This window comes from Enterobacter cloacae complex sp. 397G4, from assembly GCF_050031515.1.
Classification (GTDB): Bacteria; Pseudomonadota; Gammaproteobacteria; order Enterobacterales; family Enterobacteriaceae; genus Enterobacter; species Enterobacter hormaechei_C.
The window spans coordinates 3,779,748-3,804,044 of the sequence record NZ_JBLGWE010000001.1 but is presented as its reverse complement, the minus strand read 5'-3'; the positions used below and the strand labels follow the sequence as shown (position 1 = coordinate 3,804,044).

Here is a 24,297-nt window from a genome sequence, read left to right as displayed (position 1 = left end):
CATTACTCCTTCTCGATTTCGAGGCGTTGGATCTGCATACCGTCATCCGCCACGATGCGCAGCCCGCTGCTCTGGCACTGCGGACAGCGCTGTACCTTCGATGACAGCAGCGTGACGTACTGCTGACACTGCTCGCACCAGCACTCCGCCTGCTGCTCGTCGATATGCAGCTCGCACCCTTCCGCCAGCGTGCCGCGGCACACCAGCTCAAAACAGAAGGTGAGGGCGCTGGTCTCGACGCAGGAAAACGCCCCGACCTTCAGCCAGACGCCGGTGACGCGTTTCGCGTGGTTTTGCAATGCCTGCTGTTCGATAAGTTCCAGTGCCCGCTGGCAGAGGGTGATTTCGTGCATGACGCCTCCTTAATGAATTGCCCCTTCAATGCAATAACGGTGCCAGCTTGATTTGCGTTACGGCGTGACGATGTCAACGCTGTCGAAATGACACGTCGACACCGCGGCGGTGACAGTGCGCATCTCTTTAAAAACCATTTAAATCAACAAATTAAAAACTGGCACGAAATCTGCTTAACAGCCGCTAACTCCATTAACCGGATACCTTTTATGACTATTTGGGAAATTAGCGAAAAAGCGGATTACATCGCGCAACGTCATCAGCAGCTCCAGGAGCAATGGCACCTGTACTGCAATTCACTGATCCAGGGGATCACGCTGTCGAAGGCCCATCTGCATCACGCCATGAGCTGTGCGGCGCAGGGGGATATGCGTTTTGTCCTGTTCGGCCACTTTACGATTTACGTCACCCTGGCGGAGACCTTCAACAGCCACACGATTGAGTACTACGTCGAGACGAAAGAGGGCGACAGACACTGCATCGCCCGGGCGCAGCTGATGGCGGACGGCATGGTGGACGGTCACGTCAGCAACCGCGATCGCCAGCAGGTGCTGGAGCACTATCTGGAGAAAATCGCGCCGGTTTATAACGGCCTCTACGCCGCCGTTGAGCATGACAGGCCAGTCAACCTGAAACAGCTGATCGACGGAAAATCCTCCGCGAACGTGGCCTGAAAAGCGAGTGTCGAGAAGTGTCGATAAGACAGTTTTTTTCGTCAAAAATGACCATCACCAGAGGATGACCCGGTGAACCGTTTTGTAATTGCTGACTCGACGGTCTGTATTGGCTGTCGGACCTGTGAGGCGGCGTGCTCAGAAACGCACCGCCTGCACGGGCTACAGTCCATGCCGCGCCTGCGCGTCATGCGTAATGAGAAAGAGTCTGCCCCGCAGCTCTGTCACCACTGTGAAGACGCCCCGTGCGCGGGCGTCTGTCCTGTCAATGCCATCACCCGCGTTGACGGCGCGGTACAGCTGAACGAAAGCCTGTGCGTGAGCTGCAAGCTGTGCGGCATCGCCTGTCCGTTCGGCGCTATTGAGTTTTCCGGCAGCCGTCCGCTGCATATTCCGGCGAATGCCAATACCCCAAAAGCGCCGCCTGCGCCACCAGCTCCGGCACGCGTGAGTACGCTGCTGGACTGGGTGCCGGGCATTCGCGCCGTTGCGGTGAAGTGCGATCTGTGCAGCTTCGATGAGCAGGGTCCGGCCTGCGTGCGGACCTGCCCGACCCGGGCGCTGGTCCTGGTCAACATCCGCGACATCGCTCGCACCAGCAAACGCAAGCGCGAGCTGACCATCAATACCGACGTCGGCGATCTTTCGCTGCTGCGGGCGCTTAACGAGGGGGCGAAATGAACGCGATAGTTATGATGACCAGCGGTGTGGCCTGGTTTGCCGCCGCCGCTGTCCTGGCGCTGCTCCTCTCCTTCCATAAAACGCTGAGCGGCGTGATCGCCGGTATCGGCGGGGCGGTCGGCAGCCTGATGACGCTGGCGGCGGGCGGGGTTGTCCTGATCGACGGCCAGTCCGTCGACACCCTCATCCCGCTGATTCACCACGCCGTTGAGCTTACGCCGCTGAACGCCATCTGGCTGATAACCTTTGGCCTGTGCGGACTGTTTATCAGCCTGTTTAATATCGACTGGCACCGACATCAGCACACCAAATCCAACGGCCTGCTGGTTAACCTGTTGATGGCCGCCGCGGTCTGTACCGTTATCGCCAGCAACCTCGGCGCGCTGGTGGTGATGGCAGAAATCATGGCCCTGTGCGGCGTGTTCCTGACCGGATGCAGCGCCTCCGGCAAGCTGTGGTTTGCGCTCGGACGTCTCGGTACGCTGCTGCTGGCGCTGGCCTGCTGGCTGGTGTGGCAGCGTTTCGGCACGCTGGATTTTGCCGTGCTTAACGGCCAGCCGCTGGGCAACGACGTCTGGCTGTTGGGCGTAGTCGGTTTTGGCCTGCTGGCCGGGATAATCCCGCTGCACGGCTGGGTGCCGCAGGCGCATGCCAATGCCTCAGCCCCGGCCGCTGCGCTGTTCTCCACCGTGGTGATGAAGGTCGGTCTGTTCGGCATCCTGATGATAACCCTGTCGGGCGGTCAGCCGCCGCTGTGGTGGGGCGTGGCGCTGCTGATTGCGGGGATGATCACCGCGTTCGTCGGTGGCCTCTACGCGCTGATGGAGCACAACATCCAGCGTCTGCTGGCGTACCACACCCTGGAGAACATCGGGATTATCCTGCTCGGCATGGGCGCGGGCGTCACCGGGCTGGCGCTCAACCAGCCGGCGCTGATTGCCGCCGGGTTTATTGGCGGTCTGTATCACCTTATCAACCACAGTCTGTTTAAAAGCACCCTGTTCCTCGGTGCGGGCAGCGTCTGGTTCCGCACCGGGCACCGCGATATTGAAAAGCTCGGCGGGATTGGCAAAAAAATGCCCGTCATTTCGCTGGCGATGCTGGTCGGGCTGATGGCGATGGCTGCGCTGCCGCCGCTGAACGGCTTTGCCGGCGAGTGGGTGATTTATCAGTCCTTCTTCGCCCTCGGCCAGAGCGAGGCGTTTATCGGGCGTTTACTCGGCCCGCTGCTGGCGGTGGGCCTGGCGATCACCGGCGCGCTGGCGGTGATGTGTATGGCGAAGGTTTACGGCGTCACCTTCCTGGGCGCACCGCGTACGCGTGAGGCTGAGAACGCCTGCTGCGCACCGCTACTGATGGGCGTAAGCGTGGTCGCACTGGCGCTGTGCTGCATCGCGGGCGGCGTCGCCGCGCCGTGGTTGCTGCCGCAGCTGGGCCACGCCATTCCGCTGCCGCTGGTCACGGCGCATACCGTCGTTTCCCAGCCGATGATGGCGCTGCTGCTGATTGCCGCGCCGCTCCTGCCGTTCGTGCTGATGCTGTTCTTCAGACGCGACCGTCTCGCCTCCCGCTCGCGCGGCGCGGCGTGGGCCTGCGGCTACGAACATGAGCAGTCGATGGTCATCACCGCCCACGGTTTCGCTATGCCGGTGAAGGAGAACTTCGCCGCCGTGCTGAAGCTGCGCCACTGGCTGAACCCGGTGGGCTGGGTGCCGGGCTGGCAGGGTGCCGCTGTGCCCGTGCTGTTCCGCCGCCTGGCGCTGATCGAACTGGCGGTGCTGGTGGTGATTGTCATTTCACGAGGAGCCTGACATGAGTCTGTTACTGGCAATTCTTCAGGCGCTGGTGCTGTTCGCCGCCGCGCCGCTGCTGTCGGGCATCACGCGCGTGGCGCGCGCCCGGCTGCACAACCGTCGCGGACCTGGCGTGCTCCAGGAGTACCGCGATCTCTTCAAACTGCTTTCCCGTCAGAGCGTCGCGCCGGACGCCGCAGGCTGGGTGTTCCGCCTGACGCCGTTTGTGATGGTGGGCGTGATGCTGACCATCGCCACCGCGCTGCCGGTGGTGACGGTGGGCTCGCCGCTGCCGGTGCTGGGCGATCTGATTACGCTGATCTACCTCTTCGCCATCGCGCGTTTCTTCTTTGCGATTGCGGGTCTGGATACCGGCAGCCCGTTTACGGGTATCGGCGCCAGCCGCGAAGCGATGCTCGGCGTGCTGGTTGAGCCAATTCTGCTGCTGGGGCTGTGGGTTGCCGCACAGGTTGCAGGCTCGACCCATATCAGTTTTATCACCGACACCGTTTACCACTGGCCGGTTTCACGTTCTCTCCCGCTGGTGCTGGCGCTCTGCGCCTGCGCGTTCGCCACCTTTATCGAGATGGGCAAGCTGCCGTTCGATCTCGCGGAAGCGGAGCAGGAATTACAGGAGGGGCCGCTCACCGAATACAGCGGCTACGGCTTTGCGGTGCTGAAGTGGGGCATCAGCCTCAAGCAGCTGGTGGTGTTGCAGATGTTCGTCGGCGTTTTCTTCCCGTGGGGGCAGATGACGCACTTCTCTGCGGGCGGCCTGCTGCTGGCCGTGGTGGTGGCTGCGCTCAAGCTGATTTTCGGCGTGCTGGTGATTGCCCTGTTTGAAAACAGCATGGCGCGCCTGCGTTTTGTCGAAACGTCACGCATCACCTGGGCCGGTTTTGGTTTTGCATTTTTAGCGTTCGTCTCCTTGCTGGTGGCGTGATTAAAGAGAGTGTTTATGTCTGAAGAAAAGAAAGGTCAGCAGTATCTCGCCGCGTTGCATCAGGCTTTCCCGGGCGTGGTGCTGGAGGAGTCCTGGCAAACCAAAGACCAGATCACCGTCACCATTAAGGTGAACTATCTGCCGGAAGTGGTGGAGTTTCTCTATTACCAGCAGGGCGGCTGGCTATCAGTGCTGTTCGGCAATGACGAGCGCCAGCTGTGCGGCAGTTACGCCGTGTATTACGTGATGTCAATGGAGCAGGTCGAGAAGTGCTGGATCACCGTGCGCGTAGAGGTCGATCCGGCTAAACCGGAATACCCCTCCGTCACGCCGCGCGTGCCTGCCGCCGTCTGGGGCGAGCGCGAAGTGCGCGACATGTATGGTCTGGTGCCGGTTGGCCTGCCTGACGAGCGTCGCCTGGTGCTGCCGGACGACTGGCCGGATGAACTCTATCCGCTGCGCAAGGACAGCATGGACTATCGCCAGCGCCCGGCCCCGACCACCGACAGCGAAACCTACGAGTTCATCAACGAGCTGGGCAGCAAGAAGAATAACGTGGTGCCGATTGGCCCGCTGCACGTTACCTCCGACGAACCGGGCCACTTCCGCCTGTTCGTCGACGGCGAGAACATTATCGACGCCGACTACCGCCTGTTCTACGTCCACCGCGGCATGGAGAAGCTGGCGGAGACCCGCATGGGCTACAACGAAGTCACGTTCCTCTCTGACCGCGTGTGCGGCATCTGCGGCTTTGCCCACAGCACCGCCTACACCACCTCGGTGGAAAACGGCATGGGGATCGTGGTGCCGGAACGCGCGCAGATGATCCGCGCCATTCTGCTGGAGGTGGAGCGCCTGCACTCGCACCTGCTCAACCTCGGCCTGGCCTGCCACTTCGTCGGCTTTGACTCCGGGTTTATGCAGTTCTTCCGCGTGCGCGAGGCGTCGATGAAGATGGCGGAGATCCTTACCGGGGCGCGTAAAACCTACGGCCTGAACCTGATCGGCGGGATCCGCCGCGACCTGCTGAAAGACGACATGATCCAGACCCGCCAGCTGGCGCAGCAGATGCGGCGGGACGTGCAGGAGCTGGTGGACATGCTGCTCAGCACGCCAAACATCGAGCAGCGCACCGTGGGCATCGGCCGTCTTGACCCGGAAATCGCCCGCGACTTCAGCAACGTCGGCCCGATGGTGCGCGCCAGCGGCCACGCCCGTGATACCCGCGCCGATCACCCGTTTGTCGGCTACGGCCTGCTGCCGATGACCGTGCACAGCGAGCAGGGCTGCGACGTCATCTCCCGTCTGAAGGTGCGCATCAACGAGGTATTCACCGCGCTGAACATGATCGACTACGGCCTCGATAATCTGCCGGGCGGCCCGCTGATGGTGGAAGGCTTCACCTACATTCCAAACCGCTTTGCCCTCGGCTTTGCCGAAGCGCCGCGCGGGGACGACATCCACTGGAGCATGACCGGCGACAACCAGAAGCTCTACCGCTGGCGCTGCCGCGCGGCGACCTACGCCAACTGGCCAACCCTGCGCTACATGCTGCGCGGCAATACGGTCTCTGACGCGCCGCTGATCATCGGCAGCCTCGACCCGTGCTACTCCTGCACCGACCGCATGACCGTCGTGGACGTGCGCAAGAAGAAAAGCCAGGTGGTGCCGTACAAAGAGCTTGAGCGCTACAGCATCGAGCGTAAGAACTCGCCGCTGAAATAAGGATTCGCCATGTTTACCTTCATCAAAAAAGTGATCAAAACCGGCGCGCAGACCAGCAGTTATCCGCTGGAGCCGATCCCGGTGGATAAAAACTTTCGCGGCAAGCCGGAGCACAACCCGCAGCAGTGCATCGGCTGCGCGGCCTGCGTCAACGCCTGCCCGTCGAATGCCTTAACGGTGGAAACGGATCTGAAAACCGGCGAGCTGGCCTGGCAGTTTAACCTCGGGCGCTGCATCTTCTGCGGCCGCTGCGAGGAGGTCTGCCCGACGGTGGCCATTCGCCTGTCTCAGGAGTACGAGCTGGCGGTGTGGAAAAAAGAGGACTTCCTCCAGCAGTCGCGCTTTGCGCTGTGCAACTGCCGCGTCTGCAAGCGTCCGTTCGCCGTGCAAAAAGAGATCGACTACGCCATCGCGCTGCTGAAGCACAACGGCGACGTCCGCGCGGAGCATCACCGCGAAAACTTCGAAACCTGCCCGGAGTGCAAGCGTCAGAAGTGCCTGCTGCCGTCCGACCGTATTGATATCACCCGCCATATGAGAGAGGCCAGCTGATGGAAAACTTACTCGGCCCGCGCGACGCTAACGGCATTCCGGTGCCGCTGACGGTGGAGGAGTCCATCGCCAGCATGAAGGCGTCGCTGCTGAAAAAAATCAAACGCTCGGCCTACGTCTATCGCGTGGACTGCGGCGGCTGCAACGGCTGCGAGATCGAGATCTTCGCCACGCTGTCACCGCTGTTTGACGCCGAGCGCTTCGGCATCAAAGTGGTGCCGTCTCCGCGCCATGCGGACATTCTGCTGTTTACCGGGGCCGTCACCCGCGCCATGCGATCCCCCGCGCTGCGCGCCTGGCAGTCCGCGCCGGACCCGAAAATCTGCATCTCGTACGGTGCCTGCGGCAACAGCGGCGGCATCTTCCACGACCTGTACTGCGTCTGGGGCGGCACCGACAAAATCGTGCCGGTTGATGTTTACATTCCAGGCTGTCCGCCAACGCCTGCCGCGACGCTGTACGGCTTTGCGATGGCGCTCGGCCTGCTGGAGCAAAAAATCCACGCCCGCGAGCCGGGCGAGCTGGACAACCAGCCTGCCGCCATTCTGCACCCGGACATGGTGCAGCCGCTGCGGGTGAAGATCGACCGCACGGCGCGCAGGCTGGCGGGCTACCGCTACGGACGCCAGATTGCCGACGATTATCTGCGCCTGCTGAGCCAGGGCGACCATCAGGTGGCGCGCTGGCTGGAGGCGGAAAACGATCCGCGACTCAATGAGATCGTGGCGAACCTGAACAGCATCGTGGATGAGGCGCGTATCCGATGAGTGAAACGGTGGTGTTCAGCCAGCTGAGCCGTAAGTTTATTGATGAGAACGATGCCACGCCGGCTGCGGCGCAGCAGGTGGTCTATTACAGCCTGGCGATTGGGCATCACCTAGGGGTGATCGACTGCCTGGAGGCGGCGCTGAGCTGCCCGTGGGCCGATTACCTGGCGTGGATCGCCACGCTGGAGGAGGGCAGCACGGCGCGGCGCAAGATGGAGGGCGTGCCGAAATACGGCGAGATCGTCATCGATGCCAACCACATTGCGATGCTCGCCAACGCCTTTGACGAGGCGCTGAGCAGGCAAACCCCCGAGCAGCAGGCGTGGAGCAAAACACTGCTTAGCATGCTGCACGATATTCATCAGGAGAGTGCCATCTACCTGATGGTGAGGAGATTACGTGACTGACGTTTTACTGTGTGTCGGCAACAGCATGATGGGCGACGACGGCGCGGGTCCGCTGCTGGCGGAACTGTGCGCCGCAAACCCGCCGGGCAGTTGGGTGGTGATTGACGGCGGCAGCGCGCCGGAAAACGACGTGGTGGCCATTCGCGAGCTGCGCCCGGACAGGCTGTTAATCGTTGATGCCACCGATGTGGGGCTCAACCCCGGTGAGATCCGCCTGATTGACCCGGACGACATCGCCGAAATGTTTATGATGACGACGCACAATATGCCGCTGAACTACCTGGTCGATCAGATTAAAGACGACGTGGGCGAGGTGCTGTTTTTGGGGATTCAGCCGGACATTGTCGGGTTCTATTACCCGATGACGCCGCCGGTGAAAGAGGCGGTGGACGTGGTGTATTCACGGCTAGCGGAGTGGGTTGGGGATGGAGGTTTTTCTCTGCTCTGAGCAGTGCCGGGTGGCGGCTTCGCCTTACCCGGCCTACCAAACCCATCCCCCTCTCCCTGTGGGAGAGGGCTGGGGTGAGGGCAACAGGCTACTCCAGATCCCCCCCGTTACTCGCAATCACCTTCTTATACCACCAGAATGATTTCTTGCGCTTGCGGTCCAGCGTGCCGTTGCCGGCGTCGTCCCGGTCGACGTACACAAACCCGTAGCGCTTGCTCATTTCCCCCGTTGAGGCCGATACCAGGTCAATACAGCCCCAGGTGGTGTAGCCCAGCAGCGGGACGCCGTCCTCAATCGCATCAGCCATCGCGCGAATATGCTCGCGCAGGTAGCTGATTCGGTAGTCGTCGTTGATCTCGCCGTTTTCATCAATGACGTCCTTCGCTCCAAGGCCGTTTTCCACCAGGAACAGCGGCTTCTGGTAGCGGTCGTACATCATGTTCATGGTGATGCGCAGGCCGAGCGGGTCGATGCCCCAGCCCCACTCGCTCACCTGAATGTGTGGGTTACGCAGGGACTTCACGATGTTCGCCGCGCTGGTGTTGCCCGCGTTCATGTCCGCCGACGCGCAGCGCGAGGCGTAATAGCTGAACGAGACAAAGTCGACGGTGTTTTTCAGCAGTTTATCGTCGCCGGGGTCTTTGACAATCACCACGCCTTTCTCGCGGAACACGCGGGCGGAGTAGGCCGGATAGCTGCCGCGCGCCTGCACGTCGATAAAGAACAGGTTCTCGCGGTCTTTCTCCAGCGCCATCCACACGTCTTCCGGCTTGCAGGAGTACGGGTAGAAATTGCCGCCCGCCAGCATGCAGCCAACCTGGTTTTCCGGGTTCACCTCGTGGGCGATTTTGGTCGCCAGCGCGCTCGCCACCAGCTCGTGGTGCGCGGCCTGGTATTTCACCTGGTCTTCGTTTTCACCTTCCTCAAACACCAGCCCCGCGCCGGAGAACGGACTGTGCAGCATGATGTTGATTTCGTTGAAGGTCAGCCAGTATTTCACCAGCCCGTTAAACGCTTCAAAGCAGGTGCGGGCGTAGCGGGCGAAGAAATCCACCATCTTACGGTTGCGCCAGGAGCCGTACTCCGTCACCAGGTGCATCGGCACGTCGAAGTGGCAGAGCGTCACCAGCGGCTCGATGTTGTACTTTTTACACTCCTCGAACACCGCGCGGTAGAAGGCAATGCCTTCCTGATTCGGCAGCGGTTCGTCGCCGTTCGGGTAGAGGCGGCTCCAGGCAATCGAGGTGCGGAACACCGTAAAGCCCATCTCCGCCATCAGGGCGATGTCTTCTTTGTAGCGATGGTAAAAATCAATCGCCTCGTGGCTCGGGTAGAATTCGTCGTCCCGCAACGAAAACCGTTTTTCCTTGCCGACTTTTACCGCCAGACGGTTTGCGCCGTGGGGGATCATGTCGACCGTCGTCAGTCCTTTGCCGCCTTCACGGTAAGCCCCTTCACTCTGGTTGGCGGCAAGCGCGCCGCCCCATAAAAATCCTTGTGGAAAAACAGACATTCTTACCTCGCTTTCAGTTTATGCTTCTGCTGCTTTGTTCTGTACCGGTGCGGTTTGCAGGGCGCGTGCTTTTTCGGCTTCGTCTTCTACCGGGATATCCTCAAACCCTAACAGCAGGGTTAGCACAAACGACAGCACTACCGCCAGACCCATCACGCCAAACACCCAGACGATGGTCATCGGGTTGGCTGGGTCGAAGAACTGCACGCTGGTAAACAGCCCCGGCGCCGCCATCGAATGGCTGGCAAGGCCTGCCATGCCTGCCACCGCGCCGCAGATAAAGCCGCTGATCAGGCTCGCAATCAGCGGACGCTTCAGGCGTACCGCTACGCCGTACAGGGCCGGTTCAGAGATCCCCGCCATGATGGCGGAGGCCGCCGCGGCCAGCGCCGTCTGGCGCAGCTCCGGGTTTTTGGTTTTCCACGCCACCGCCAGCGACGAGCCGCCGAGCGACAGGTTGGCGCCGATCTCCGACGGCATCACCATCCCTTCTTTGCCCGTTTCGGCAATGGTCTGGATGATGGTCGGCGTAAACACGCGGTGCATCCCGGTCATCACCAGCAGCGGCCACAGCGCGCCCATAATGGCAACGGAGAGCCAGCCCAGATAGCCGTGAATGGTGTAGACCAGCGCGGAGATGGCGCTGCCGATCCAGATCCCGAGCGGGCCAATCAGCACGATGGCGAGCGGGGCGGCAATCAGCACGATCAGCATCGGCTTGAGGAAGTTTTTGGTCACCGCCGGGGTAATGCGATCCACCCAGCGTTCGATGTATGACAGGCACCAGGTCATCACCAGGGCGGGGATCACCGTGTAGGTGTATTTCACCGCCGTCACCGGAATGAAGGCGAACTCAACGTGCTCGCCCTGCGCGGCTTTCGCCATCAGCTCGATAAAGCTCGGGTGAACCAGAACGCCCGCGATGGCGATTGCCAGCGACATGTTGGTTTTGAACTTCACCGCCGCGGACGCCGCCACCATCAGCGGCAGGAAGAAGAACGCGCCATCGCCGATAACGGTCAGGATCGTAAGCGTCGGGTCGCCTTTGCCCAGCACGCCGGTCATCTCAAGGATCATCGCCAGCAGCTTGACCATCGACCCGCCGATGATCGCCGGGATCAGCGGCGACATGGTGCCGATCAGCGCGTCGAGGATCCCGGCGCCAATCCGGCGCAGCGTGAGCTTCTGTGGACCTTCCGCTACGGCAGGTTGCAGGTTAGCGGGCAGCAGGCTCACCACTTCACGGTATGCCTGGGACACGGTGTTGCCGATGATCACCTGACACTGGTTGTCGTTGCGCACCACGCCGAGCACGCCGCTGATGCTTTTCAGGCGTGCGGCGTCGGTGAGACTTTCGTCTTTCAGGACGAAGCGCAGTCGCGTCATACAGTGGGTGACGGCGACGATGTTCTCTTTGCCGCCCAGCGCGCTAACGACGTCGGTCGCCAGCGCAGCGTAATTTTTTGCCATCGGATGTGATCCTGTTATCGTTGTGAGAAGTGTAGGAAACCGGTTTCACACAATCATCATGAGTTTCTTTTAATGAAACAAGACCACTTTTTATGCATTTTTTCGTTTCGTGATGACGATCACTCGTGGCCGTAAAAAGCGTGATAACGCCGCTGCGACAATTTTTCTGCGGTGCAGTACACTGCGCCCATCAGGTTCAGACGGAATAATAATATGACCACGATGCTGGAAGTGGCGAAGCGGGCAGGCGTATCAAAAGCGACGGTCTCCCGGGTACTGTCGGGGAACGGTTACGTCAGCCAGGAGACGAAAGACCGCGTGTTTCAGGCCATCGAAGAGAGCGGGTATCGCCCCAATCTGCTGGCGCGAAACCTGGCGACCAAACGCACCCAGACCCTGGGGCTGGTGGTGACGAACACCCTGTACCATGGGGTCTACTTTAGCGAGCTGCTGTTTAACGCCGCGCGGATGACGGAAGAGAAGGGGCGTCAGCTGATCCTGGCGGACGGCAAGCACAGCGCCGAAGAGGAGCGCGAGGCGATCCAGTACCTGCTCGACATGCGCTGCGACGCGGTAATCATCTATCCGCGTTTTCTGAGCGTGGAAGCGCTGGACGAGATCATTGAGAAATGCGAGCAGCCGATCATGGTGCTCAACCGCCGTTTGCGGAAAAACAGCAGTCACAGCGTCTGGTCCGATCATAAAGCGTCGTGTCAGGACGCGGTATCGCAGCTGATTGAGAAAGGCCACCGGGAGATTGCGTTTATCACCGGTTCGCTGGATTCCCCCACCGGGGTGGAGCGTCTTTCCGGCTACAAGGACGCGCTGGCGCAGCACGGGATTGCAGTTCGCGACGCGCTGATCGCCGAAGGGAAGTGGAACCCGGCCAGCGGCGCGGCGGCGGTCTCTCAGTTGCTCACCCGCGGCGAAACGTTTACCGCGCTGGTGGCGAGTAACGACGACATGGCGATTGGCGCCATCAGGCAGCTGCACGAGAGCAGCGTCGCCACGCCGGGCGCAGTGTCCATCATCGGCTTTGACGATGTGGCAATCGCGCCCTATATCGTGCCGTCCCTCTCCAGCGTGCGTATCCCAGTAACGGAGATGATTCAGGAGACCATCAGCCGTATGATTTTCATGCTCGACGGCGGTGAGTTTAAGCCTCAGCAAACCTTCTCCGGCGAGCTTATCCTGCGCGACTCCGTCATTGACGGCCCGCATCGCTGACGTCGACATCAGTCATCGTCACTAATGACGATGACAGATCCCTCTCTTTTAAATTTCCCTATAAAATCAATGCATTAAATATTGGCACGGTTTATGAATAGCTTCGCGCATAACAGTAATGCCGGAGAAGCAGATGAACCGTTTTATTATGGCCGATGCCAGCAAATGCATTGGTTGCCGTACCTGTGAAGTGGCGTGCGTGGTGTCCCATCAGGCAGAGCAGGATTGCGCCTCTCTCACCCCTGATACCTTCCTGCCGCGCATCCACGTCATTAAAGGCGTGAATATTTCTACCGCCGCTATCTGTCGCCAGTGCGAAGATGCGCCGTGCGCCAACGTCTGTCCGAACGGGGCGATTAAGCGCGAGAAAGGCTTCGTGCATGTGATGCAGGAGCGCTGCATCGGGTGCAAAACCTGTGTGGTGGCGTGTCCGTATGGCGCGATGGAGGTGGTGGTTCGCCCGGTGGTGCGCAACAGCGGTATCGGGCTGAGCGTACGCGCGGAGAAAGCCGAAGCCAATAAATGTGACCTCTGCTACCACCGCGACGCCGGTCCGGCGTGTATGGAAGCCTGTCCGACGCATGCGCTGGTCTGCGTCGATCGCGACAAGCTCGAACAGATGAGTGCCGAAAAACGCCGCCGCGCGGCGTTCGACACCTCGTCATCGTTGCTGTTTTAAGCTGCAATGCGCGTTAATGGCGTACAGCTTCGGGTGCGCGGCAAGGTGCAGGGGGTAGGATTTCGTCCCTTCGTCTGGCAGCTTGCGCACCAGCTGGGGCTGGCAGGCGACGTCTGCAACGACGGAGAGGGTGTCCTGGTGCGTCTCGCGGGCAGTGGGGGTGACTTTACCGCGAGACTGCGCCAGGACTGCCCACCGCTGGCGCGCATCGATCGCATTGAAACGCAGCCGTTCAGCTGGACGACGCTGCCGGACGAGTTTGTCATCCGCCACAGCGAGAGCGGGGCGATGGACACGCAAATCGTCCCGGATGCCGCCACCTGTCCCGCATGCCTGGCGGAGATGCGCGATCCCCGCGAACGTCGCTACCGCTACCCGTTTATCAACTGCACCCACTGCGGGCCGCGGTTTACCATTATCCGCGCCATGCCCTATGACCGCCCGGCCACGTCAATGGCGCCATTCCCGCTCTGTGTGCCCTGTGAAACGGAGTACCTCAACCCGGCTGACCGGCGTTTTCACGCCCAGCCGGTGGCCTGCCCGGATTGCGGACCGCAGCTGGAGTGGCGAGCCGGGGAGGCTGCTGCCACCCGCGAATCGGCGTTAAGCGCGGCGGTGGCGATGCTGGAAGGCGGCGGGATTGTGGCGGTCAAAGGGCTGGGCGGTTTTCACCTGGTCTGCGACGCGCTTAACCCGCAGGCGGTTCGGAAATTACGGGCACGCAAGCAGCGCCCGACCAGGCCGCTGGCGGTGATGATCCCGCATGCGGACGATCTGCCGGAGGCCATCCAGACGCTGTTACGTTCACCCGCTGCGCCGATTGTGCTGACGCCAAAAGCCTGCCTTCCTGCGTTTCCTGAGGAGATTGCGCCGGGGCTGGATACGGTCGGCGTGATGCTGCCTGCGAACCCGCTCCAGCATTTGCTGATGCTGGACTGCCAGCGCCCGCTGGTGATGACCTCCGGCAACCTCAGCGGCCATCCACCCGCCATAAGCAACCAGCAGGCGCTGGAAGAACTCAGTGACATCGCTGACGGCTTCCTGCTGCACAACCGCGACATCCTGCAACGGATGGATGATTCAGTGATGGACCAGGAGGGCACGATGCTGCGTCGCGCACGCGGTTTTGTGCCGGATGCCATCACATTGCCCGCCGGATTCCGCGACATCCCGCCCATGTTATGCACCGGCGCGGAGATGAAAAACACCTTCAGCCTGGTGCGTGGCAACCAGGCGGTGCTGAGCCAGCATTTTGGCGATCTGAGCGACGAGGGGGTAGAGGCGCAGTGGCGCAGTGCGCTCTCGACGATGCAGGACATCTACGCCTTTCAGCCTGAGCGCGTGGTGTGCGATGCCCATCCGGGTTATCACGCCCGACTGTGGGCCCGGGCGCAGGCGCTGCCCGTTGAGACCGTGCTGCATCATCATGCGCATGCGGCAGCGTGTCTGGCGGAGAATGGCTGGCCGCTCGACGGCGGGGATGTTATTGCCCTGACCCTGGACGGGATCGGCATGGGCGAGAACGGCGCGCTGTGGGGCGGCGAGTGCCTGCGGGTGAACTATCGCGACTGCGAACGGCTGGGCGGTCTGCCAGCCGTTGCGCTGCCGGGGGGCGATCTGGCGGCAAAACAGCCGTGGCGCAATTTGCTCGCCCACTGTCTGGCGTTCGTACCTGACTGGCAGCAGTACCCGGAAACAGAGGTGGTACAGCGTCAAAACTGGCCGCTGCTGGCAACGGCTGTGTCGCGCGGTATCAATGCGCCGCGGGCCTCCTCCTGTGGTCGTCTGTTCGACGCCGTGGCCTGTGCGCTGGGCATTGAAACGCAACGCTATGAGGGCGAAGCCGCGTGCCGGCTGGAGGCGCTGGCCGAACGCTGCGCAGGGGTTGATCATCCGGTGACGCTCCAGACGGATAACCTTGCGCTGTTCTGGCAACAGTGGCTTACCTGGCGGGCGGAACCCGGCGAGCGTGCCTGGGCTTTTCACGATGCGCTGGCAAAAGGGCTGAGCGAACTGGCGGCAACGCATGCCCGCCGACGGTCGCTCACGACGGTGTGCTTCAGCGGAGGCGTCCTTCACAACCGCCTGCTGCGCGCGCGCCTTCGTCATTACCTTTCTGATTTCACGCTTCTTTTTCCTTCGCGCCTGCCCGCAGGCGACGGAGCGATCTCCTTCGGGCAGGCGGTGGTTGCTGCCGCCCGATCATGTTCACAAGGGATTTAAAATGTTACGACTTTTACGCAATGAACCTCGTGCAGCGTGCCTGCTGCTGGCTCTCGGGATGGCTAACCTGCTGGCCTGGGGGCTGGCGTGGCACACCTTTAGCGGCAGTACGGCGCTGATGGCGGCCAGCCTGCTGGCCTGGTGTTACGGACTGCGTCATGCGGTGGATGCCGACCATATCGCCGCGATTGATACCGTGACGCGTAAAATGATGCAGCAGGGCAAGCGCCCGTCCGGCGTGGGCGCATGGTTTTCCCTCGGACACTCCACCATCGTGGTGCTGGCCTCCATTGCTATCGCCGCGACCGCCACGGCGTTTCAGAAAAACATGGCATGGTTCCACGAAACCGGCAGCCTGATTGGCACCGCCGTCTCCGCCACCTTCCTGCTGGCGATGGCGCTGGTGAATATGGTGATCCTGCGCGGCGTCTGGCGCAGTTTTCAGGCGCTGAAACACGGCAATCCCGTGCAGGGCGACATCACGCTGCCTGCACAGGGCGGCGTCATGAACTGGCTGTTCGGCAAAACCTTCCGCCTCGTCAATAAAAGCTGGCAGATGTACCTGGTCGGTTTCCTGTTCGGCCTGGGGTTCGACACCGCCACCGAAATTGGCGTGCTGGGGATCTCCGCCGCCAGCGCCTCCAGCGGGATGTCGGTGTGGTCGATCATGATCTTCCCGGCGCTCTTCGCCAGCGGCATGGCGCTGGTGGATACGCTCGATAACCTGCTGATGGTGGGTGCCTACGGCTGGGCGTTTAACAAGCCGCAGCGCAAGCTCTACTACAACATGACCATCACCGGCACTTCGGTGGTGGTGGCGCTGTTTATCGGCGGCCTGGAAGCGCTGGGTCTGCTGATGGACAAGTTCGCCCTCAGCGGCGGCGTGTGGGATCTGATTGGCGCGGTGAACGATAACCTGGGCGATGCCGGATTTGTGGTGGTCGGGCTGTTTGTCGCCTGCTGGCTGATCTCGATGGCGAACTATCGCTGGCGCGGTTATGACGCGCTGGTGGTGCGCTCCTGACGCTGAAAGTGTAGCGATAAAAAAAGCCCCGGGACATCGGGGCGGTGGACAACAAAATCCAAAGGTTAAGTAAGCGTGGCAGTACTGTAGGCCGGGTAAGCGGAGCGCCACCCGGCATGACGAGGGTTAAGCTGGTAGCGATTTCAGCAGCGCGAAGGCCTCCTTCATTCTGTCTTCGCTGACGACAAAGGCGCGTATCTGACCGTCGGTATCGGTGCCGCGCGCCACCATGCCCTGAGGCGAAAGGACAATCTCCCAGTCCAGATCCTGACGCTGCGTTTCACCTGCGAGATGCAGCGGTAGTTCCGGCGTTTTTACCTTCACCAGCATGGCGGGTAATTTCACCGGGGCGTTGCCGCCGAGCAGGTTTTTCGCCAGGAACATGGCGCTTAACTGAATCGGTTGCAGGAACGGCAGCACCTGGCCGTTAATTTCCGCGCAGTCGCCCAGGGCATAAATGTCCGGCTGGGTGGTTTGCAGGTAGCTGTCCACCTTCACGCCGCGATTGATCTCTGCGCCCGCGCGGTGCGCCAGCGCGGTTTCCGGGCGCAACCCCGTCGCCGCAATAACCACATCCACTTCAACGCTGCGGTTGCGGTCGAGCGTCGCACAAATGCCGGTTTCGGTTTTGCTCAGGCTCTGTAACTGCGATTTCAGCAGCAGATGCACGCCCATGTCGGTCAGACGATGCTGTAAGCGACTGCTTACTTCTGCTGGCATCAGCGCTGACAGAATGCTGGCCGCGTGGTCAACCAGGGTGACGGATTTTCCCGCCCGGCAGAAGTCCATCGCCAGCTCGGTGCCAATCAGCCCGCCGCCGACAATCATCACCCGCGTGGCGTCGCGTAACAGGGTCTCGCTGGCCTGATACTCCTGCTGGCTGTTGAGCGTGACCATCAGCTCGCGGCCCTCAACCGGCGGCACAAACGCCGATGCCCCCGTCGCCAGCACCAGTTTGTCGTACTGCCAGGTTTTATCTTTCGCGTTCACCACGTGGGCGTCGGCGTCGATATCGGTGACCCAGGTGTACGGAAACAGACGCAGGTTAAACTGTTCTGCGAACTCCCCCGCCGTCTGGCGGGTGAGATCGTCGGCGCGCTGATTCTGGCTAATGACGTGGCTTAACTCAGGCTTGTTGTACTCATCCATGCTGTCGGCGGCGATCACCGTCAACGGCACGTTAGCATCCTGTTTGCGGATATTTTTCACCAGCTGGCGGGCGGCAAAGCCCGAGCCGATAATGACGATGCCGTGGCTCATTTTGCCTCCGTTGCCAGTTCATCAAAGACGTCTTTCCCGAGGGAACATTCCGGGCAGAGGAAGTTGTCCGGCACCTCGCTCCACGGCGTACCCGGCGCGACATCCTGCAACGGCTCGCCCAGCTCAGGATCGTAAATCCACTGGCAGACGCTGCACTGCATGCAAGGGCCGAGGTCGGCAGCGGCAGGAGCGGCTTCTGCTACAGCTTTCGGCGTAACCGCCGCGGCGGGTGCGGTTTCCGGCAGCGGCGCAAGCGCCCACTGGCGGGCAATGTCGCGACCGTGCTGACGACAGATTTCCAGCGCGTCGAGATCCGGACGCCATTTCGCCTTCAGGCTCAGGGACATCTCAAAACCGGCATCCTGTAAACGGGTGGAGAGACGGTCTACCGCGCCGCCGCTCCAGCCGTGTGAACCAAAGGCGCTGGCGCGTTTGTTACGAAAGCGCAGGCCGGTCATCTCTTCCACCAGTCCGGCAATTTTCGGCATCATCACGTTATTCATGGTGGAGGTACCCACCAGCACGCCTTTGGAGCGGAAGACGTTGGTCAATACCTCATTCTTATCGCTGCGCGCCACATTGAAGATTTTCACCGCCACGTTCGGGTCAACTTCGTTGATGCCCTGGGCAATGGCGTCCGCCATCATGCGGGTGTTGTTGGACATGGTGTCGTAGAAGATGGTGATGCGATCTTCCTGATAGTCCGCCGCCCACTTCAGGTACAGTTCGACAATCTGGGTTGGATTTTCACGCCATACCACGCCGTGGGAGGTGGCAATCATATCCACCGGCAGGTTGAAGCCGAGGATCTCGGTGATTTTTGGCGTGACCAGACGGCTGAACGGGGTCAGGATGTTGGCGTAGTAGCGCTGGCACTGTTCGAACAGCTCGGTCTGATCCACTTCGTCGTTGAACAGACGTTCGTCACAGTAGTGCTGGCCGAAGGCGTCGTTACTGAACAGCACCGCGTCACCGGTCATGTAGGTCATCATGCTGTCCGGCCAGTGCAGCATTGGGGTTTCCACGAAGATCAGCTGTTTGCCATTGCCGATATCCAGCGTGTCGCCGGTTTTCACGGTGTGGAAGTTCCACTCCGGATGGTGGTGGTGGCCGTTGATGGAGTCAATGGCGTTGGTGGTGCAGTAGATCGGGGTATCCGGAATGTGGGACATCAGCTCGGTCAGCGCCCCGGCATGATCCTCTTCCGCGTGGTTGATGATAATGTAGTCGATCTCATTCAGATCGATTTTGCTGCGCAGGTTCTGCACGAACTCGCGGCTGAATTTGTGATCGACGGTATCGATCAGGACGTTTTTCCCTTCACGAATGAGATAGCTGTTGTAGCTGCTGCCGCGCAGCGTTTTGTATTCCGTCCCGTGAAAATCACGTACTTCCCAGTCACGTTGACCCACCCAATGAATGTTATTTTTAACCAGAATAGACATAGCAACCTCAACTTAATACGGCGTTTTCAAATAAGATGACTGTCATATATCAAGTTGCGTGCCAACTTTTTAACCTGTTGAAAATAATGTGTTTTCGTTTCGATACTCCTTAGCGGGTAGTCATTTTGACTATCTTAAAAATTGTCAATATGACACTATGTATTGTCAAAATGACAGTGAGGCAGAGATGAGCTTTTCCGTAGATGTGCTGGCGAAGATCGCCATAGAACTGCAAACCGGTATTGGTCATCAGGACCGCTTTCAGCGGCTGATCTCCACGTTGCGCCACGTGCTGGATTGCGATGCGTCGGCGCTGCTGCGTTACGAAGGGCGGCAGTTTATTCCGCTGGCTATCGACGGTCTGGCGAAGGACGTACTCGGGCGGCGCTTTACCCTGGAGGGCCACCCGCGTCTGGAAACCATCGCCCGCGCGGGTGACGTGGTGCGTTTCCCGGCAGACAGCGATCTGCCCGATCCTTACGACGGCCTGATCCCCGGACAGGAGAGCCTGAAGGTGCACGCCTGTATCGGCCTGCCGCTGTTTGCCGGGCAGAACCTGATTGGCGCGTTAACCCTCGACGGCATGTCGCCGGATCAGTTCGATACCTTCAGCGACGAAGAGCTACGGCTGATTGCCGCGCTGGCGGCCGGGGCGCTGAACAACGCCCTGCTGATAGAACAGCTGGAGAGCCAGAATATTCTTCCGGGTAGCCCGACGGCGTTTGAGCAGGTGGCGCACACCGAAATGATCGGCCTTTCGCCGGGCATGGCGCAGCTCAAAAAAGAGATTGAGATTGTCGCCGCGTCTGATTTGAACGTGCTGATCTTCGGGGAGACCGGCACCGGTAAAGAGCTGGTGGCAAAAGCGATCCACGAAGCCTCGCCCCGTGCGGTGAATCCGCTGGTCTATCTCAACTGCGCGGCGTTGCCGGAAAGCGTGGCGGAAAGCGAGCTGTTCGGACACGTCAAAGGGGCCTTTACCGGGGCGATCAGCAACCGCAGCGGCAAGTTCGAAATGGCTGATAACGGCACGCTGTTCCTCGATGAAATTGGCGAACTCTCCCTTTCGCTCCAGGCCAAACTGCTGCGGGTGTTGCAGTATGGCGATATTCAACGCGTGGGAGACGATCGCAGCTTACGCGTGGATGTGCGCGTGCTGGCGGCGACGAACCGCGATCTGCGCGAAGAGGTGCTGGCGGGGAATTTCCGCGCCGATCTGTTCCACCGTCTGAGCGTGTTCCCGCTCACGGTGCCGCCGCTGCGCGAGCGGGGCGAGGATGTGGTTCTGCTGGCGGGCTTTTTCTGCGAACAGTGTCGGCTCAAAATGGGGCTTTCCCGCGTGGTGCTAAGTCCCGGCGCGAGGACGCACCTGCTGAGCTACGGCTGGCCGGGTAACGTGCGTGAGCTGGAACATGCGATCCACCGCGCGGTGGTGCTGGCGCGGGCAACGCGTTCGGGGGATGAAGTGGTTATTCATGCGCGCCATTTCGCGCTGCATGAGGAAACGATGCCGCCCGTGAAGCCGGTGATACCTGAGAGCGTGAACGAAAACCTGCGCGAGGCGACGGATGCGTTCCAGCGTCAGATGATCGCCCGCGCGCTGGAGCAGAATAACCGCAGCTGGGCGGCGTGCGCGCGGGCGCTGGAGATGGACGTCGCCAACCTTCACAGGCTGGCGAAACGTCTGGGGCTGAAGGGTTAAATAATCCCCGCCTGGTAGAAGTCTTGCAGGTTGATCGCGCCGCACAGCCTGCCGTGCTCGTCCACCACCGGCGCGGCGGTGATTTTGCGCTTCATCAGCACCTCTTTGGCTTCAATCGCGCGGCTGTCGGCATTCAGCGTCAGCCCGCCCTGGGTCATTGCTTCGGATACCCGCGCCTCCAGCTTGCCGCCGCCCACCAGCCAGCGGCGCAGGTCGCCGTCGGTGAAGACGCCCTTCACCTGGCGGTCATTGTCGCATACCGCAACCAGCCCCAGCCCGGTGCGGCTCAGCTCCAGCATGGCGTCCATCACGCTGGTGTCGAGTTTGACCTGAGGAATGGCATCGTCCGTGCGCATCAGGTGGTGAACTTTGTTGAGCAGACGAGCCCCAAGCGCGCCCGCAGGATGGGAGCGGGCGAAATCTTCCTCATTAAAACCGCGCGCCTGCATCACCGCCATCGCCAGGGCGTCGCCCATCATCAGCGTGTTGACGGTGCTGGAGGTCGGTGCCAGGTGCATCGGACAGGCTTCGCGCTCAACGGAAATATCCAGCGTTGCTTTCGCGGCCAGCGCCAGCGGCGAACGGGATTTGCCGGTCATCGCTAACAGGGCCACCGATTTTTCTTGCAGGCGAGGGATGATGAGATCCAGCTCTTTGGCTGAACCGGAGTAGGAGATAAACAGCATCACGTCGCGGCTTTCGATCATCCCCAGATCGCCGTGCAGCGCTTCGGCAGGATGCACGAAGAACGCCGGGGTGCCGGTGCTGGCAAGCGTCGCGGCAATCTTCTTGCCGATATGACCGGATTTACCGATACCCGCCACGATCACTTTGCCCTCGCAGTGGATAATGGTGTTGGCTGCACGAACAAAATCCTCACCCAGACGTTCCGGCAGGCGGCTGGCTTCCTGTAGCTCCAGCAGCAGGGTCTGACGGCCTGCGTTTAACAGAAAATCACTCATTTTTCTCTCCGGTTACGATCACGTCGATGCCCTTCGCTTCCAGCGCTTTTTTAAATGCCGGATCGATACCTGCGTCGGTAATCAGCTTATCGACGCTTTCAAGGCTACAGACAATGTTGGGGCTTTTACGGCCAAATTTCGACGAGTCCGCCATCAAAATCACTTCCCGCGCGGCGTTGCACATCGCTTTGCTGACGCTGAACACCTCGTTGAAGGTGGTCACGCCCGCGTTGAGGTCGATGCCGTCCGTGCCCATAAACAGCTTATCGAAGCTGAAGTGGTCGAAGGCATTCTCCGCCAGCTGCCCGTGAAACGACGCGGATTTTTTACGGAAGGTGCCACCGGGCATCAGGATGGTCTGCTCGCTGTCGAACTCTGACAGGGCATTGACGATGTGCAGGCTGTTGGTCATCACGGTGATGTTATTAAAGCGGCTGAGCAGCGGGATCATCTGTAGGACGGTACTGCCTGCGTCGAGGATAATGGAATCGCCGTCCTGGATAAATTTGACGGCGGCTTCGGCAATCAGCGCTTTCTGGTGGGTATTGATCAGCGTTTTGTGGTCGATAGGCGGGTCGGTTTCGTCTTTATTGAGCACCACGCCGCCGTAGGTACGAATGACGGCGCCGGAGTTTTCGAGCAACACCAGGTCCTTGCGTATTGTCGTGCCGGTGGTGTCAAAGTAGTGGGCCAGATCCTCTACCGAGCACTTTCCCTGCTTTTGCAGATGCTCAAGTATGGCCGCCTGCCGCTGACGTGGTTTCATAGGCGCTTCGTTCCTTACGTTGCGAAATGATAATTCCGCAAGTTTATAACTTTCACAACGAAATTATCCATGTTTCAGATTGAGCGCTAATGATAGTGCATTCTGACAGAGTGAATCATGGGGGAAGATCACATCAGGTTGTAATTCATGCAGCGAAATGCCGTCGATCGCCTGGATTTTGGTCGGACGGGCAAACACCGTTACGCCGCGCATGATGAGCGAATCGCAAACCATATTGTTTTCATCCAGCGCAACAGCGACGACAACCCGCGGTTTAAAGCGGCCGCCGGAACGCCCGACGCCCACGCGGCCTTTCTGGCACAGGGCATCAAAGGCGCGGTTAAACTGATGGATTTGCCAGCCGCCAAACGCCATCTGGCAAAGCCAGGCGAGGGCGGCGACGGTGATGAGTGCGGTGACCATATCGGCTCCTTAACTGCCGGGTGGCGGCTGTGCCTTACCCGGCCTACGGGGATTGTAGCCCAGGTAAGCGCAGTGCCACCGGGGAATGAACTCAGAACATCACCTGCCCACCGGTGACGTTAATCGACTGCCCGGTGCAGTACGAGGCTTTCGGGCTGGCGTAAAACAGCAGCATGTTCAGCACGTCCTGATAATCGCACCCGCGCTTCAGCGGCACTTTGTCGATGTAGTACTGTTCGACGTCCTCTGCTTTGATGCCAAGTTTGGCGGCATACTGCGGCAGCAGGGACTGGAACATCGGGGATTTCAGCAGGTTACCCAGCATCAGCGCGTGCACGGTTATGCCGTATTCGGCCAGATCCAGCGCCAGAGACTGCGTCAGCCCGACGCCGCCAAACTTCGCCGCGCTGTAGCCGGAGTTGTGCTTGCTGCCCACTTTCCCCGATTTTGAGTTGATCTGAATGATGCGACCCTGAATACCGTCGCGGATCATCAGACGGGAAAATTCGCGGGCGCAGAGGAAATAGCCCACCAGATTCACCTGCAACGAGCGATCAAAATCCCCCAGTTCGAAATCGCTGATAAAGGCCGCTTTCGCAATCCCCGCGCTGTAGACCAGCAGATCGGTGCGACCAAAAATCTCATCCACGCCGCGGGCCAGCGCCATCACGCTCTGCTCGCTGGTGGCGTCGGCGCCAAATCCATACGCCATCCCTTCGCCAAATTCGGTGTTGATGGCGTCCGCTACGCGGGCGGCTTTCTCACTCTGAATATCCACGACCGCCACGCGGTAGCCCTCTGCGGCAAGCCCATGGCAGAGGAACTCGCCTAAGGTTTGTCCCCCACCAATGACAACGGCAACCTGACTCATGTGTCTCTCCTTTATTACGAAATAAATTTTAACGTGCAGCCTGGGGTGACAGCCTGCGGAACCGGCCCCTCAACGTGAACCGTGCCGGGATACTCCGCCCGCGGCTGGCCGTCGAAACGCAAGGTGATGTGCCCCAGCTCGCGCAGGTTTTGCTCGGCGACGTCACCGACGGCGGTTACGGCATAGCGCGCCTTGCCCAGCTCCAGCTGGCCACCGGCCTTCAGCTCGCCGTTTAACTCGCCGTGGCAGTGGATAAAGCAAAACTCTTCGATATCTGCCGGGGCGCCTTCGCGGAAGGTGATCAGCATCTGGTCGCTCAGCGCATCGGCCGCGCTCTGGCCGATGCGGGTAATGGTGGTCTGGTAAATCACGGTCATGGCAGGAACCT

The 24,297-nt window shown here is 60.5% G+C and carries 24 protein-coding genes; 14 read left to right on the top strand and 10 right to left on the bottom strand.

The genetic code is table 11. The features are described from left to right. Positions 1-2: 2 nt before the first annotated feature. On the bottom strand, positions 3-353 hold the full coding sequence (gene hypA / locus ACQG1Y_RS18330; protein WP_033487583.1) for a hydrogenase maturation nickel metallochaperone HypA: 351 nt from the start codon (positions 351-353) through the stop codon (positions 3-5). A gap of 210 nt (positions 354-563) precedes the next feature. Between hypA and hycA the strand changes: the two genes are divergently transcribed. The 9 genes from hycA (at position 564) to hycI (ending at position 8,344) form a co-directional block, all read left to right on the top strand. Further along, entirely contained in the window at positions 564-1,028 is a 465-nt protein-coding gene (gene hycA / locus ACQG1Y_RS18325; protein WP_017382804.1) for a formate hydrogenlyase regulator HycA, read from the top strand. A 72-nt stretch (positions 1,029-1,100) separates the two neighbouring features. Further along, on the top strand, positions 1,101-1,709 hold the full coding sequence (locus ACQG1Y_RS18320) for a 4Fe-4S dicluster domain-containing protein (protein ID WP_017692772.1): 609 nt from the start codon (positions 1,101-1,103) through the stop codon (positions 1,707-1,709). Continuing rightward, positions 1,706-3,520 (top strand): formate hydrogenlyase subunit 3, encoded by a 1,815-nt coding sequence (gene hycC, locus ACQG1Y_RS18315; protein ID WP_368740788.1) that lies wholly within the window; start codon positions 1,706-1,708, stop codon positions 3,518-3,520. Before ACQG1Y_RS18320 ends, hycC begins: the two co-directional genes overlap by 4 nt. 1 nt (position 3,521) lies before the next feature. Continuing rightward, positions 3,522-4,445, top strand: a complete 924-nt coding sequence (locus tag ACQG1Y_RS18310; protein WP_015571691.1) for a respiratory chain complex I subunit 1 family protein — start codon at positions 3,522-3,524, stop codon at positions 4,443-4,445. A gap of 15 nt (positions 4,446-4,460) precedes the next feature. Then, entirely contained in the window at positions 4,461-6,170 is a 1,710-nt protein-coding gene (gene hycE, locus ACQG1Y_RS18305; RefSeq protein WP_234095335.1) for a formate hydrogenlyase subunit HycE, read from the top strand. A gap of 9 nt (positions 6,171-6,179) precedes the next feature. Further along, entirely contained in the window at positions 6,180-6,722 is a 543-nt protein-coding gene (locus ACQG1Y_RS18300; protein ID WP_017692775.1) for a formate hydrogenlyase complex iron-sulfur subunit, read from the top strand. Then, complete coding sequence (locus ACQG1Y_RS18295) at positions 6,722-7,489, top strand: NADH-quinone oxidoreductase subunit B family protein (protein ID WP_032654793.1); 768 nt, start codon at positions 6,722-6,724, stop codon at positions 7,487-7,489. Before ACQG1Y_RS18300 ends, ACQG1Y_RS18295 begins: the two co-directional genes overlap by 1 nt. After that, entirely contained in the window at positions 7,486-7,896 is a 411-nt protein-coding gene (locus tag ACQG1Y_RS18290; RefSeq protein WP_017382798.1) for a formate hydrogenlyase maturation HycH family protein, read from the top strand. Before ACQG1Y_RS18295 ends, ACQG1Y_RS18290 begins: the two co-directional genes overlap by 4 nt. Further along, positions 7,889-8,344, top strand: a complete 456-nt coding sequence (gene hycI / locus ACQG1Y_RS18285; RefSeq protein ID WP_368740787.1) for a hydrogenase maturation peptidase HycI — start codon at positions 7,889-7,891, stop codon at positions 8,342-8,344. The genes ACQG1Y_RS18290 and hycI overlap by 8 nt, the downstream gene beginning before the upstream one ends. A gap of 88 nt (positions 8,345-8,432) precedes the next feature. Here the strand turns inward: hycI and ACQG1Y_RS18280 are convergent, their stop codons facing one another. Both ACQG1Y_RS18280 and ascF read right to left on the bottom strand, forming a co-directional pair. Continuing rightward, a complete protein-coding gene (locus ACQG1Y_RS18280) occupies positions 8,433-9,857 on the bottom strand; it encodes a 6-phospho-beta-glucosidase (RefSeq protein WP_414234737.1) in 1,425 nt (474 codons plus the stop codon). An 18-nt stretch (positions 9,858-9,875) separates the two neighbouring features. Continuing rightward, entirely contained in the window at positions 9,876-11,327 is a 1,452-nt protein-coding gene (ascF, locus tag ACQG1Y_RS18275; RefSeq protein WP_017382795.1) for a PTS cellobiose/arbutin/salicin transporter subunit IIBC, read from the bottom strand. Positions 11,328-11,516: 189 nt separating this feature from the next. Between ascF and ACQG1Y_RS18270 the strand changes: the two genes are divergently transcribed. The 4 genes from ACQG1Y_RS18270 (at position 11,517) to ACQG1Y_RS18255 (ending at position 16,480) form a co-directional block, all read left to right on the top strand. Next, positions 11,517-12,554, top strand: a complete 1,038-nt coding sequence (locus ACQG1Y_RS18270; RefSeq protein WP_368740790.1) for a LacI family DNA-binding transcriptional regulator — start codon at positions 11,517-11,519, stop codon at positions 12,552-12,554. A 133-nt stretch (positions 12,555-12,687) separates the two neighbouring features. Further along, positions 12,688-13,233, top strand: coding sequence for an electron transport protein HydN (hydN, locus tag ACQG1Y_RS18265; RefSeq protein WP_017382793.1), 546 nt, complete (start codon positions 12,688-12,690; stop codon positions 13,231-13,233). Between the two features lie 6 nt (positions 13,234-13,239). Then, complete coding sequence (gene hypF, locus ACQG1Y_RS18260; RefSeq protein ID WP_271138980.1) at positions 13,240-15,456, top strand: carbamoyltransferase HypF; 2,217 nt, start codon at positions 13,240-13,242, stop codon at positions 15,454-15,456. A 1-nt stretch (position 15,457) separates the two neighbouring features. After that, on the top strand, positions 15,458-16,480 hold the full coding sequence (locus ACQG1Y_RS18255; RefSeq protein ID WP_033487574.1) for a HoxN/HupN/NixA family nickel/cobalt transporter: 1,023 nt from the start codon (positions 15,458-15,460) through the stop codon (positions 16,478-16,480). A 126-nt stretch (positions 16,481-16,606) separates the two neighbouring features. Here ACQG1Y_RS18255 and norW read toward each other — a convergent pair whose 3' ends face one another. Together norW and norV are read right to left on the bottom strand one after the other, a co-directional pair. Further along, positions 16,607-17,740, bottom strand: a complete 1,134-nt coding sequence (gene norW / locus ACQG1Y_RS18250) for an NADH:flavorubredoxin reductase NorW (RefSeq protein ID WP_165468515.1) — start codon at positions 17,738-17,740, stop codon at positions 16,607-16,609. Then, positions 17,737-19,185: an anaerobic nitric oxide reductase flavorubredoxin gene (norV, locus tag ACQG1Y_RS18245; RefSeq protein ID WP_141414500.1), complete on the bottom strand. Its 1,449-nt coding sequence runs from the start codon at positions 19,183-19,185 to the stop codon at positions 17,737-17,739. The genes norW and norV overlap by 4 nt, the downstream gene beginning before the upstream one ends. A gap of 187 nt (positions 19,186-19,372) precedes the next feature. Between norV and norR the strand changes: the two genes are divergently transcribed. Further along, entirely contained in the window at positions 19,373-20,887 is a 1,515-nt protein-coding gene (norR, locus tag ACQG1Y_RS18240) for a nitric oxide reductase transcriptional regulator NorR (RefSeq protein ID WP_017382788.1), read from the top strand. Here the strand turns inward: norR and gutQ are convergent. The 5 genes from gutQ to srlB form a co-directional block, all read right to left on the bottom strand. Beyond that, positions 20,884-21,849 (bottom strand): arabinose-5-phosphate isomerase GutQ, encoded by a 966-nt coding sequence (gene gutQ / locus ACQG1Y_RS18235; protein WP_015571677.1) that lies wholly within the window; start codon positions 21,847-21,849, stop codon positions 20,884-20,886. The genes norR and gutQ overlap by 4 nt on opposite strands. Next, on the bottom strand, positions 21,842-22,615 hold the full coding sequence (srlR, locus tag ACQG1Y_RS18230) for a glucitol operon DNA-binding transcriptional repressor SrlR (RefSeq protein WP_045907400.1): 774 nt from the start codon (positions 22,613-22,615) through the stop codon (positions 21,842-21,844). Before srlR ends, gutQ begins: the two co-directional genes overlap by 8 nt. A 63-nt stretch (positions 22,616-22,678) precedes the next feature. Continuing rightward, a complete protein-coding gene (gutM, locus tag ACQG1Y_RS18225) occupies positions 22,679-23,038 on the bottom strand; it encodes a transcriptional regulator GutM (RefSeq protein ID WP_017692785.1) in 360 nt (119 codons plus the stop codon). 91 nt (positions 23,039-23,129) lie between these two features. Beyond that, the gene (gene srlD / locus ACQG1Y_RS18220) at positions 23,130-23,909 is read right to left on the bottom strand and encodes a sorbitol-6-phosphate dehydrogenase (protein ID WP_017382786.1); all 780 of its coding nucleotides are present in this window, start codon (positions 23,907-23,909) and stop codon (positions 23,130-23,132) included. A gap of 14 nt (positions 23,910-23,923) precedes the next feature. Continuing rightward, entirely contained in the window at positions 23,924-24,286 is a 363-nt protein-coding gene (srlB, locus tag ACQG1Y_RS18215) for a PTS glucitol/sorbitol transporter subunit IIA (RefSeq protein ID WP_017692786.1), read from the bottom strand. Positions 24,287-24,297: the final 11 nt, after the last annotated feature.

What these genes read in the sequence shown, in the direction of transcription:
- hycE (WP_234095335.1), top strand. Translation starts at nt 4,461, where the DNA reads ATGTCTGAAGAAAAGAAAGGTCAGCAGTATCTCGCCGCGTTGCATCAG.
- hycA (WP_017382804.1), top strand. Translation starts at nt 564, where the DNA reads ATGACTATTTGGGAAATTAGCGAAAAAGCGGATTACATCGCGCAACGT.
- ACQG1Y_RS18310 (WP_015571691.1), top strand. Translation starts at nt 3,522, where the DNA reads ATGAGTCTGTTACTGGCAATTCTTCAGGCGCTGGTGCTGTTCGCCGCC.
- norV (WP_141414500.1), bottom strand. Translation starts at nt 19,185, where the DNA reads ATGTCTATTCTGGTTAAAAATAACATTCATTGGGTGGGTCAACGTGAC.
- ACQG1Y_RS18290 (WP_017382798.1), top strand. Translation starts at nt 7,486, where the DNA reads ATGAGTGAAACGGTGGTGTTCAGCCAGCTGAGCCGTAAGTTTATTGAT.
- ACQG1Y_RS18280 (WP_414234737.1), bottom strand. Translation starts at nt 9,857, where the DNA reads ATGTCTGTTTTTCCACAAGGATTTTTATGGGGCGGCGCGCTTGCCGCC.
- ACQG1Y_RS18300 (WP_017692775.1), top strand. Translation starts at nt 6,180, where the DNA reads ATGTTTACCTTCATCAAAAAAGTGATCAAAACCGGCGCGCAGACCAGC.
- gutQ (WP_015571677.1), bottom strand. Translation starts at nt 21,849, where the DNA reads ATGAGTGATTTTCTGTTAAACGCAGGCCGTCAGACCCTGCTGCTGGAG.
- hydN (WP_017382793.1), top strand. Translation starts at nt 12,688, where the DNA reads ATGAACCGTTTTATTATGGCCGATGCCAGCAAATGCATTGGTTGCCGT.
- srlB (WP_017692786.1), bottom strand. Translation starts at nt 24,286, where the DNA reads ATGACCGTGATTTACCAGACCACCATTACCCGCATCGGCCAGAGCGCG.
- srlR (WP_045907400.1), bottom strand. Translation starts at nt 22,615, where the DNA reads ATGAAACCACGTCAGCGGCAGGCGGCCATACTTGAGCATCTGCAAAAG.
- norR (WP_017382788.1), top strand. Translation starts at nt 19,373, where the DNA reads ATGAGCTTTTCCGTAGATGTGCTGGCGAAGATCGCCATAGAACTGCAA.
- srlD (WP_017382786.1), bottom strand. Translation starts at nt 23,909, where the DNA reads ATGAGTCAGGTTGCCGTTGTCATTGGTGGGGGACAAACCTTAGGCGAG.
- hypA (WP_033487583.1), bottom strand. Translation starts at nt 353, where the DNA reads ATGCACGAAATCACCCTCTGCCAGCGGGCACTGGAACTTATCGAACAG.
- ascF (WP_017382795.1), bottom strand. Translation starts at nt 11,327, where the DNA reads ATGGCAAAAAATTACGCTGCGCTGGCGACCGACGTCGTTAGCGCGCTG.
- hycC (WP_368740788.1), top strand. Translation starts at nt 1,706, where the DNA reads ATGAACGCGATAGTTATGATGACCAGCGGTGTGGCCTGGTTTGCCGCC.
- ACQG1Y_RS18255 (WP_033487574.1), top strand. Translation starts at nt 15,458, where the DNA reads ATGTTACGACTTTTACGCAATGAACCTCGTGCAGCGTGCCTGCTGCTG.
- hypF (WP_271138980.1), top strand. Translation starts at nt 13,240, where the DNA reads ATGCGCGTTAATGGCGTACAGCTTCGGGTGCGCGGCAAGGTGCAGGGG.
- ACQG1Y_RS18295 (WP_032654793.1), top strand. Translation starts at nt 6,722, where the DNA reads ATGGAAAACTTACTCGGCCCGCGCGACGCTAACGGCATTCCGGTGCCG.
- gutM (WP_017692785.1), bottom strand. Translation starts at nt 23,038, where the DNA reads ATGGTCACCGCACTCATCACCGTCGCCGCCCTCGCCTGGCTTTGCCAG.
- norW (WP_165468515.1), bottom strand. Translation starts at nt 17,740, where the DNA reads ATGAGCCACGGCATCGTCATTATCGGCTCGGGCTTTGCCGCCCGCCAG.